11 protein-coding genes are annotated in these 8,835 nt (G+C 61.3%); 3 read left to right on the plus strand and 8 right to left on the minus strand.

Going from position 1 to position 8,835, the window contains the following annotated elements; all coding sequences use genetic code 11:
- Nucleotide 1: 1 nt before the first annotated feature.
- The 3 genes from D3Z90_RS09295 (at nucleotide 2) to D3Z90_RS09305 (ending at nucleotide 2,503) form a co-directional block, all read left to right on the plus strand.
- Nucleotides 2–721 carry a thioesterase II family protein gene (locus D3Z90_RS09295; protein WP_136475461.1) on the plus strand — a complete coding sequence of 240 codons (720 nt, stop codon included), beginning with the start codon at nucleotides 2–4 and terminating at the stop codon, nucleotides 719–721.
- Nucleotides 722–803: 82 nt separating this feature from the next.
- A complete protein-coding gene (locus D3Z90_RS09300; protein ID WP_136475462.1) occupies nucleotides 804–1,355 on the plus strand; it encodes a hydrolase in 552 nt (183 codons plus the stop codon).
- A 68-nt stretch (nucleotides 1,356–1,423) separates the two neighbouring features.
- A complete protein-coding gene (locus D3Z90_RS09305; RefSeq protein ID WP_136475463.1) occupies nucleotides 1,424–2,503 on the plus strand; it encodes a DUF1615 domain-containing protein in 1,080 nt (359 codons plus the stop codon).
- A gap of 44 nt (nucleotides 2,504–2,547) precedes the next feature.
- Here the strand turns inward: D3Z90_RS09305 and D3Z90_RS09310 are convergent, their stop codons facing one another.
- Genes D3Z90_RS09310 through D3Z90_RS09345 form a run of 8 tightly spaced genes read right to left on the minus strand, consistent with a single transcriptional unit; the run spans nucleotide 2,548 to nucleotide 8,666 of the window.
- Nucleotides 2,548–3,465, minus strand: coding sequence for a metal ABC transporter solute-binding protein, Zn/Mn family (locus tag D3Z90_RS09310; RefSeq protein WP_136475464.1), 918 nt, complete (start codon nucleotides 3,463–3,465; stop codon nucleotides 2,548–2,550).
- Nucleotides 3,462–4,361 carry a metal ABC transporter permease gene (locus D3Z90_RS09315; protein WP_136475465.1) on the minus strand — a complete coding sequence of 300 codons (900 nt, stop codon included), beginning with the start codon at nucleotides 4,359–4,361 and terminating at the stop codon, nucleotides 3,462–3,464. The genes D3Z90_RS09310 and D3Z90_RS09315 overlap by 4 nt, the downstream gene beginning before the upstream one ends.
- Complete coding sequence (locus D3Z90_RS09320; RefSeq protein ID WP_136475466.1) at nucleotides 4,361–5,110, minus strand: metal ABC transporter ATP-binding protein; 750 nt, start codon at nucleotides 5,108–5,110, stop codon at nucleotides 4,361–4,363. The genes D3Z90_RS09315 and D3Z90_RS09320 overlap by 1 nt, the downstream gene beginning before the upstream one ends.
- The gene (locus D3Z90_RS09325) at nucleotides 5,107–6,027 is read right to left on the minus strand and encodes a metal ABC transporter substrate-binding protein (RefSeq protein ID WP_136475467.1); all 921 of its coding nucleotides are present in this window, start codon (nucleotides 6,025–6,027) and stop codon (nucleotides 5,107–5,109) included. Before D3Z90_RS09325 ends, D3Z90_RS09320 begins: the two co-directional genes overlap by 4 nt.
- A 14-nt stretch (nucleotides 6,028–6,041) precedes the next feature.
- Nucleotides 6,042–6,611, minus strand: a complete 570-nt coding sequence (locus tag D3Z90_RS09330) for a DUF6162 family protein (protein WP_136475468.1) — start codon at nucleotides 6,609–6,611, stop codon at nucleotides 6,042–6,044.
- Nucleotides 6,608–6,931 (minus strand): hypothetical protein, encoded by a 324-nt coding sequence (locus D3Z90_RS09335; protein WP_136475469.1) that lies wholly within the window; start codon nucleotides 6,929–6,931, stop codon nucleotides 6,608–6,610. The genes D3Z90_RS09330 and D3Z90_RS09335 overlap by 4 nt, the downstream gene beginning before the upstream one ends.
- Nucleotides 6,928–7,464 (minus strand): thiamine pyrophosphate-binding protein, encoded by a 537-nt coding sequence (locus D3Z90_RS09340; protein WP_136475470.1) that lies wholly within the window; start codon nucleotides 7,462–7,464, stop codon nucleotides 6,928–6,930. Before D3Z90_RS09340 ends, D3Z90_RS09335 begins: the two co-directional genes overlap by 4 nt.
- The gene (locus D3Z90_RS09345; protein ID WP_136475471.1) at nucleotides 7,461–8,666 is read right to left on the minus strand and encodes a PepSY domain-containing protein; all 1,206 of its coding nucleotides are present in this window, start codon (nucleotides 8,664–8,666) and stop codon (nucleotides 7,461–7,463) included. The genes D3Z90_RS09340 and D3Z90_RS09345 overlap by 4 nt, the downstream gene beginning before the upstream one ends.
- Nucleotides 8,667–8,835: the final 169 nt, after the last annotated feature.

Here is an 8,835-nt window from a genome sequence, read left to right on the forward strand (position 1 = left end):
AGTGTCTTCACTGAACTTGCTGTGCCTGCCGTATTCGGGTGCCAGTGCCATGGTCTACAGCCGCTGGCGGCGCAAGCTGCCAGCCTGGCTGAACCTGCGTCCGGTGGAGCTGCCGGGGCGCGGTGCGCGCATGGGCGAGCCGGTGCAGACCGACATGCAGGCGTTGGCTCGCCAGTTGGCCGATGAACAGCGTCTGGCTGCCAGTCAGCCCTATGCGTTGCTAGGCCACAGCCTTGGCGCCTTGCTGGCATTTGAGCTGGCGCATGAGCTGCAGGCTTTGAGCTGCCGAGCGCCGGTGGCGTTGTTTGCCTGCGGCACGGCGGCGCCGACTCGCCGTGAAGACTACGACGGTGGCAATTGGCGCGAAGCGAAAACCGATGATGAGTTGATCGCCGAACTGCGCAAGTTAAAGGGCACGCCCGAGGAGGTGCTGGCCAATCAGGAATTGATGAGCCTGACCTTGCCGGTGTTGCGTGGCGATTTTCTCCTGTGCGGGCGCTATGCCTACCGACAGCGCCCACCGCTGCATTGCCCGCTGTATGTGCTGGGCGGGGAAGATGATCGCGCCAGTGAGGAGCAACTGCTGGCCTGGCGTCGAGAAACACAGGGGGACTTCTTCATGGAAACGTTCCCAGGTGGCCATTTCTTCATTCATGAACATGAAGAGCGGGTGCTGGGCGTGCTCAGTGCCGCGCTGGCGCCGCATCGGTTATCGGCCTAGTCCTGCATTAGCGAGCGCTGCATTGACGTAATGCCTGCGTCTGGGCGAGCCTTGTCGCTCAACCATGACGCAGGTGCAAGGAATGTTGATCAAGGCGAATCAGGCCAGCTTGCTGGTGATTGATGTGCAGGAAAAACTCATAGGTGCGGTCAGCGATCCGGCCGGTACCCTGGCCCGCACGCGCTGGCTGATGGCTTCGACAGCCGAGCTTGGGTTGCCTACGGTGATTTCCGAGCAGTACCCCAAGGGTCTTGGCGCAACTGTCGCGGCGCTCAAAGAGGCATCGCCCGATGCCCAGGTGGTCGAGAAACTGCATTTCTCCTGTGTGGCGGCTGAATGCTTGCCGGCATCGTTGCTGGCGCGCGAACAGGTCATTGTCTGCGGCATGGAAACCCATATCTGCGTGCTGCAAACCGTGCTCGGGCTGAGAGCCCTGGGCAAGCAAGTGTTCGTGGTCGAAGATGCCTGCGACAGCCGTAGCAGTGCCAGCAAGGCTGCCGGTATCGCCCGCATGCGCGATGCCGGGGCGCAGATCGTCACGCGTGAGATGGTCGTGTTCGAGTTGATGGAAAGCTCTGCGCATCCACAGTTCCGACATATCAGTAAAACCTACATGGTCGGCGAACAGCCCTGAACCCGCATTGCAGTCAGGCGCCGCCCTCGTTACTGTGCTGCTGTTGCCGCAAGAGGCGAGGGCAGTGCATGCACGTTAGAGGTCTGGTTTTTGCTGTTGCCGTGTTGTTGACGGTGCAGGGCTGCGTTACCCAGCGCGAAGAATCCGAGTCGGATCCGGCCAAGGTGCGGGCGCAGATCCTGCGTTTGCTGCCTGCCGCTACCAAAGACCGTGAAGGTTGGGCCAGGGATATCCAGACCGCCTTCACCACGCAGAAAATCAGCGCCAGTCGCTCTAATCTTTGCGCTGTACTGGCAGTGACCGAGCAGGAGTCGACCTTTCAGGCCGACCCGCAGGTACCGGGTCTGGGCCGTATTGCTCGCCAGGAAATAGACCGCCGCGCCGCCAGCCTGCATATCCCGCACATGTTGGTCAATGCTGCACTGCAAACGCGTTCACCCAACGGCAAGACCTACAATGAGCGACTCAATGCCGTACGCAGTGAAAAGCAGCTGAGCGCGATTTTTGACGACCTTATTGGCAGTGTGCCCCTGGGCCGAACCCTGCTGGGCGATTTGAACCCGGTGCGCACGGGTGGGCCGATGCAGGTCAGCATTGCCTTTGCCGAGCGTAACGCTCGTGACTATCCCTACAGTCACAACGCAACGATTCGTCAGGAAGTGTTCAGCCGGCGTGGCGGTATGTACTTCGGTATCGCCCACCTGTTGGGCTATCCCAGCCATTACGAACGTCAGCTCTACCGTTTTGCCGACTTCAATGCCGGCTGGTATGCGAGCCGCAATGCGGCGTTCCAGAGTGCCCTGAGCCGCGCCAGTGGGGTGAAACTGGCCCTGGACGGTGATCTGATCGCGCCCGGGGCGATTCTGCCGGGCTCTACCGAGAAAGCCGCGCGCCGGGTGGGTGAGCAGTTAGGCCTGCGTAATCCGAGTATTCGTGCGCAGCTGGAAAAGGGTGACAGCCTGGACTTCGAGGAAACCCGCTTGTACAGCGGTGTGTATGCGCTGGCAGAAGGCAAGTCAGGCAAACAGCTGCCACGTGCGCAACTACCGGGAATCGAGCTGAAGAGTCCGAAAATTACCCGTAAATTGACCACTGCCTGGTTCGCCAATCGGGTCGATGAACGTTATCAGCGCTGCATGAAACGCTGATAACGATTCACTCCGGTAGCAGCAGCGGGCTTGCCCGGCGACAGTTAGCTGTTGCCTGCCGCCAATGCATTCACGACTTGCTCGACACTTGCCTTGAGCCCGGCCAGGGTGTCTTGCGGGTCGGTATCGATCACGAGCAACTTGGCGCCGGAGGCGCTGATCACGTCGGCCACTTCCTTGCTCGGTTGTTTGTGGTGCAGTACCAGGGCCACCTCCTGTTCCTTGAGTTCATCGCCCAGTTGCTTGAGCGCCGCCGCACTCCATTGGTCATCCGCCACGTGTGGGTGGTCGATCAGGTCCAGATTCAGGCCGCTGATCAGGTAGTCCAGGCGCTCCGAGAGGTTGATCACGCTGAGGTTGTCGGCATCGGCCAGGCGCGATTCGCTGCCGGCGCTAAGTTCCAGCAACTGGCGTTTGACGCTCGCCAGGTTGGCCTGGATTTTGGTTTGATCTTTCGGGCTCAGGCGGCCAAGGTCATGGGCCAGCACATCGGCCATGCGGCCCAGGTTGGTCGGGTTCAGCCATGGGTAGGCGCTGAAGGCATCGTTGCCTTGTACCGCGATGCCCGGCAGGGCACCGTCAACTGGGCGTGCAGCATCTATTTCAATAATGCGGATGTTACTGCGCCGGGCGATTGGGTAGAGCGGGTCGTCACTCCAGATCGAGCGCAAGGCGACAACGGCATCGGCTTGGCCGGCCGCTTTCTGCAGGCTGGCGCCGCCGCGGCCGCTGAAGTAGGACGGTTGGCGCGATGCCGGAATGTTCGCAGGCGCAGCGCGCTCCAGCTTGACCGTGGTGCCGTCGAGCAAGGCGCTGGCCAAAGTATGGGTGACAGGCAGCGAGGCAAGGACGCTGACGGCGGCCTGTGGCTGCGCGACAGCCGCGGCGTTCTCGGCCTGGCTGAGTGCGGGCAGGCCAGCCAGGGCCAGGGCCAGGCACAGATGCTTGAGGTCGAAGGTCATGCCGGGTTTCCTTGCAGGCGTGGAACAAGGCCGCGGGCGAGGGCGGCGAGGGCGAAGCAGCAGCCCGCGACGAGAATGATTGCCGCGCCCGAGGGCACCGGCAGATCAAAGACAATCGGCAGCAGGATCCCGACCAGGGTGCTCAAGGTCGCGATCACGACCGAGGCCCAGAAGAACCCCTTCAGCGATTGGCTGATCAGGCGTGCCGCCGCAGCCGGAATCACCAGCAGGGCACCGACCAGGATTGCGCCGATGACTTTCACCGCTGCCACGGTGACCAGGGTAACCAGAATCACGAACAGGTAATCCAGGCTCTTCACCGCTACGCCGCGTACTGCTGCCAACTGCGGGTTGAAGCTGGCCAGCATGATGCGATTGTACAGCGGCAGGGCCAGCGCCAGTACCAGGGTGCCGACGATACCCAGCACCAGCAGGTCTTGGCCGTTGACGGTGAGTACCGAACCGAACAGGACGTTTTCAAGGATGTGCACGTTGATCTTGCCGGCCAGCATCAGCAGCAGGCTGGCGCCCAACGCGAGGGAGACAGAAAGAAATACGCCAATCAAGGTGTCGGGTGAAAGCCCGGTACGGTTGCGCAGAAAGTTCAGCAGGATGCCGAACAGCAGGCAGTAGCCGAACAAGCTGCCATAGGGGCCGGTGTAGGGCTCGCCGAGCAGAATGCCGATAGCCACCCCGGTGAGTGCGGCGTGGCCGACAGCTTCAGAGAAGAAAGCGAAACGCTTGACTACCACCAGGGTGCCGAGCCCGCCCAATACCGGACCGATCATCAGGCCGGCGAGCAGGGCGTTGACCACAAAGCCGTAGGCCAGGGCTTCAGGCAGATAGCCGGAGCTGGCCCAGCCCTGGATCAGCAGGCGAAATTCTTCGTAGTTCATCAGACGGTGCTCTCGCTGCGCGGGTGGATGGAGAACAGACTGAGCAGGCGATCCGGCGTCAGCGCCTGCTTGGGCGGTTCATCGAACAACACGCGGCGGCTCAGACCAGTGACCTTGTCGGCCAGGCGTGCCACCGCTTGCAGGTCATGCTCGATCCACAGCACGGTAGTGCCAGCGGCGCGCCAGTCCAGCAGCAAACGCTCGAACACCTGGATACCCGCTTCGTCCAGCGCTGACATGGGCTCATCCAGTACCAGCAGTTGCGGAGCCGGTATCAGGCCCTGGGCCAGCAAGATGCGCTGGCGTTCGCCGCCCGAAAGGGCACCCATGCGCCGCTTGCGTTTGTCCAGCATGCCAACGCGTTCAAGCGCCGCATCAATCGCCGGACCTACCCTGCGCGACAAACCAAGAAAGGCCGGGCGTCGCTGGCACATGGCGGCCATGAAGTCGTCGACAGTCATCGGCAAGCCGCGGTCGAATTCCAGGGCCTGGGGAACATAGCCAATCACGTGGCTATCGCCAGGCCAGGTCAACGTCAGTTGGCCCTGGTGCGGCATCTGTCCGAGCAACGTCTTGACCAGCGAGCTCTTGCCGCCGCCATTAGGGCCCACCAGTGCATGCACGCTACCGGCAGCGACCTTGAAGCTGACCTGATCGAGAATCCGAGTGCGGCCCAAGGTCAGGTCAATGCCGGCAAACTCGATATCCGGCCCGCAGGGTTGGCGGGTGACGGTTTCGGCAACAGTCATGCCTTGGACTCCTTGATCGCCCGCACCACGGTATCGAGGTTGCGCTTCATCTCGACCTCGTACTTCTCCTTGCTGTAGTCGCCATAGGAGATGTGCGTCAGCGGGTAGATCTTCACCCCGGACTCACGTTGGATGGTCTCGACGTAGGCGGAGGGGAAGTCCATCTCCGAGAAAATGACCTTAACGTCGAGAGCCCTGAGTTGGTCAATGGTCTTCTTCAGTTGGCTCGGGCTCGGCTCGATACCGTGTGCTGGCTCGACCACCGCGGTGACTTCCAGGCCGAACTCACGTACCAGGTAGTCATAGGCCGCATGGATAGTGGCGACGCGGAACTCGGCTCCCGGCGCTTCAGTGACTTGCGCCAGAGCATCGGCACGCAGCTTGCGCAGACGCTTGGCATAGGCACGGGCGTTCTGGCTGTAGTACTTGGCGTTGTCCGGGTCGAGCTTGCCCAGTTCACGGGCGATGTTGTTGACCTGGGCGATGCTGGCACTGATAGACAGGAAGGTATGCGGATTGACTACTTTGCCCGCACCGCGCGCGGCAACACCGGTGGCAGCGAGCAGCGGCACGTTGGTGTTGGATTCGATCACGGTAATCTGCGGCTTTTCGCTGGCGGCAATCATGCGATCGGCAAAATCATCGTGGCCGATGCCATTGAGGACGACCACATCGAGGCTGCCGATGCGCTTGATGTCTTCGGCGCGTGGCTCGTAAGCATGAGGATTGAAGCCCGCAGGAATCAGTGGCACCACTTCGGCCTTGTCACCGACGATGTTGGCAACGTAACTGTAATAGGGGTGCAGGGTGATGCCGATACGCAGCGGCTTGCCGTTGACCTCGGCCTGCGCCAGGGTAGGCAGGGCCAAGGCGATGAACACCGTGAAAAGACGACGAGCGAGGGCGGAGCGAAGCATGGGGCGTCCTTGTGTCAGTGGCGATGCTGGCGCGTGACGCCGGCGTCGTATTGGGCGGCGATCTGCTGCCAGCCAGCGGCAATCAGGGCCGCAGCGCTCAGATCAGGAGGGACGCTGGCATCAGCCTTGCGCTGAAGCCAGACATCGGCAACGCCGTCATGGGTGGCAGGTATCAGCAGCAGGAAGCTGCCGGCTACTGTCGGCGACTGGCTCAAGCCCAGGTAGGCCTGTTCGCCGAGTCGTTGCCATTGATGCTCACCACGGCTGGCGCTGCTGGCATCCTGGGTAAACGGCGGGAAGCCTTCGTCGGCCAGCACCTCTACCGCAAGCAGATGCTGCTCTTCTTCGTGGCGTAGCTGGATTTCATCGAAAGCGACCCGCAGGTCGGCGTACACACCTTGCTCAGCAGCGTTCAAATCGCGCCGGGCATCGAGTTGATGAGCTTCGATGCTGACTTCGTCATGATGCTCGCCGCGCAGCGCGACAATACCTGCGGCCACCGCCAGGATGAACAGACTTACCAGCAGCACATACAAGGTTTCGTGCCCGGCGCCGGCCGGGCGTACTACCTGGACCCGGCTCATTGCTCGATATCTGCGTAGTCGATTTCCACCACGTGACCGGGGCCGGCGTCGAACAGCACGTAGAACTCGCCTTCAGGGCGCTTGAAGGTCAGCTTGGAGTTTTCCCCAAGCTTGCCAGGCACCAGGATTTCTTCGTTGTAGCCAATCACATCGAGGGTTACCCCCGGGGCGCCGCTGCCATCGGAAAAGCCGCCGGTGCATTCGATCTGCTCCCCGTCGATCGGCTTGCACTCACACATCGGGTTGTGGGCCAGGGCGGGGCTGGCAACGCCCAGCAACAGCAAGGGCAGGAGCAGCCTGCACGCGGTGGACTTCATCATTTGCCTCCTTGTTTGGTCAGCCAGGCAACGGTAGCCGGTGATGCCTTGGCCAGCGGGATGGATGCCTGGTGCATGCTGCCGTCCCAGCCTTCGAGGGTGATCCAGATTTCGGCGTCCGGACGGGTCTTGGGCGCGATCGGCAGACTGTTGCCCATGCGATAGGGCGGGCCGAAGAAGATGGTGCCCGCGGCGCGCAAGCTGCGCGGCTTGCCGATACGCAGGTAGGCAGCCTTGACCTTGTCGATGCAGGTCTTGCACACGCTGGCGTTGAAGGTTTTGAAATAGCCTGCCGGGCCGTCGGCCAGCGGCGCTTCATCGCGCAGTTCGGCCAAGCGGATACTCCAGGGGCCGACCTGAATTTCACCCAGGTCTCGCTCACCCAGGCCACTGTCGCCACGGAACAGGGCAGCGTCGGCAAAGTACTTGGGCATGAATCCCAGGGGAATCAGCAACAGCAAAATGTTCAAATGAAAACGCCATTTGTGCCAAAAACGGCTCAATGGGCTTTGTGGCGCAACTGCTGCCTTGCTCATAGGCTGGCCTCCGTAGCGGTGTCGGTGCTGGCTTTGCTGCCCTTGCGTGGCGCGCGCTCGCTACGTTTGAGGGCTGCGGCAGTGGCTTGAGCGGTACGTTTGGTCCAGATCAGCAGGCCGCTGAGCACCATCATCGACAGCAGCAGGCCAAAGAACGCCCAGATCAGCTTGATAGCCAGGCCGCCGAAGTCCCCGGTGTGCAACGGTCGCATCGACTCGGTGACAAATTCTACGGCCGAGCGATCGCTGAGCAGGAACTGCGCCTCGATCTTGCTGTTGTAGGGGTTGACGTTGACAGTCTGGAACATCAGCGGATACCAGCCGCGACCGCCCAGGTATACGTGGGAATAGGCGTTGCCGGGCAGGGTGACGAAGCTCACATCGAGGCCGGCGATTTGTTCCTTGGCGATTCGCGTGGCGTCATCAAGGCTGATGCGTGGTGCCGGTTCGCCGGTTTCGGTGCGTGGCACATCCTCACGGGCAATGACCGGTACCACAGGCTCGGTAGAGAGGGTTACGTGGTTGTCGGCCAGAATTGCCTGGATCAAAAACCAGGTGCCGGTGATCGAGATCACTGCAATGAACCAGATCGACCAGATGCCGCTCAAGCGATGGAAGTCGCCCCAGAAAATGCGCGCGCCGTGGTTGAAGCGCAATGTGGGCTTGAAGAAGCCTTTCCAGAAGCGTTTATACACAACCAGTCCGGTCACCAAGGAGGCCAGCATCGGCAGGCCAAGCAAGGACACCAAGTACCAGCCCCAGCTGTAGCCGTTGGTAAAGGGCACCAACCACCACCCATGCAGGGCGCGGGTAAAGGCTTCGAAGTTGAAGTCTGGCACCTTGCCCTGCACGGCCCCGGTGTAGGGGTTCACGTACAGCGTCGGGGCGCTGCCATCAGGGTAGGTGACCGAGGCGTTGAGGGCGAAGTGCGAGCCGTCCGGTTGGCTGAGAAAGCGCACCGCCATGTCCGGCTCGGCCCTGTGCAGCGCGTCGAGCACCTGCTGGAAGCTCAACGGCTGGGCATCGTCACTCGGCTTGCTGGCGCGCACATCCGGGTTGGCCAGCCAGACGATTTCCTGGCTGACCACTGCCAAGGTGCCGGTAACGCATACGATCAGGACGAAAAACCAGATCGGCAAGGCGAGCCAGCTGTGCACCAGAAACCACAGTCTGGACTTGGATTTTTTCTGTTTTTGGGACATTGCAGGTGTCTTTTCAGAGAAATTGAGGTCGAGCCGATGCTCAGCCTGGGGACTGCATTAGTAAAGACGAACGAGAATCGTAAAACCCGCAGATCCAGTTGAAAGCAAATGTTTCGGTTTTGCTGAACGATATACCTATTGTCGTTAATTTTCATTCGCGTTCATCCGT

This window comes from Pseudomonas sp. DG56-2 (assembly GCF_004803755.1).
GTDB classification, from domain to species: domain Bacteria; phylum Pseudomonadota; class Gammaproteobacteria; order Pseudomonadales; family Pseudomonadaceae; genus Aquipseudomonas; species Aquipseudomonas auratipiscis.

Bases quoted from the DNA above. Each gene is read 5' to 3' on its own strand.
- D3Z90_RS09335 (WP_136475469.1), bottom strand. From the start codon at position 6,931: ATGATGAAGTCCACCGCGTGCAGGCTGCTCCTGCCCTTGCTGTTGCTG.
- D3Z90_RS09345 (WP_136475471.1), bottom strand. From the start codon at position 8,666: ATGTCCCAAAAACAGAAAAAATCCAAGTCCAGACTGTGGTTTCTGGTG.
- D3Z90_RS09300 (WP_136475462.1), top strand. From the start codon at position 804: ATGTTGATCAAGGCGAATCAGGCCAGCTTGCTGGTGATTGATGTGCAG.
- D3Z90_RS09320 (WP_136475466.1), bottom strand. From the start codon at position 5,110: ATGACTGTTGCCGAAACCGTCACCCGCCAACCCTGCGGGCCGGATATC.
- D3Z90_RS09315 (WP_136475465.1), bottom strand. From the start codon at position 4,361: ATGAACTACGAAGAATTTCGCCTGCTGATCCAGGGCTGGGCCAGCTCC.
- D3Z90_RS09330 (WP_136475468.1), bottom strand. From the start codon at position 6,611: ATGAGCCGGGTCCAGGTAGTACGCCCGGCCGGCGCCGGGCACGAAACC.
- D3Z90_RS09340 (WP_136475470.1), bottom strand. From the start codon at position 7,464: ATGAGCAAGGCAGCAGTTGCGCCACAAAGCCCATTGAGCCGTTTTTGG.
- D3Z90_RS09305 (WP_136475463.1), top strand. From the start codon at position 1,424: ATGCACGTTAGAGGTCTGGTTTTTGCTGTTGCCGTGTTGTTGACGGTG.
- D3Z90_RS09325 (WP_136475467.1), bottom strand. From the start codon at position 6,027: ATGCTTCGCTCCGCCCTCGCTCGTCGTCTTTTCACGGTGTTCATCGCC.
- D3Z90_RS09310 (WP_136475464.1), bottom strand. From the start codon at position 3,465: ATGACCTTCGACCTCAAGCATCTGTGCCTGGCCCTGGCCCTGGCTGGC.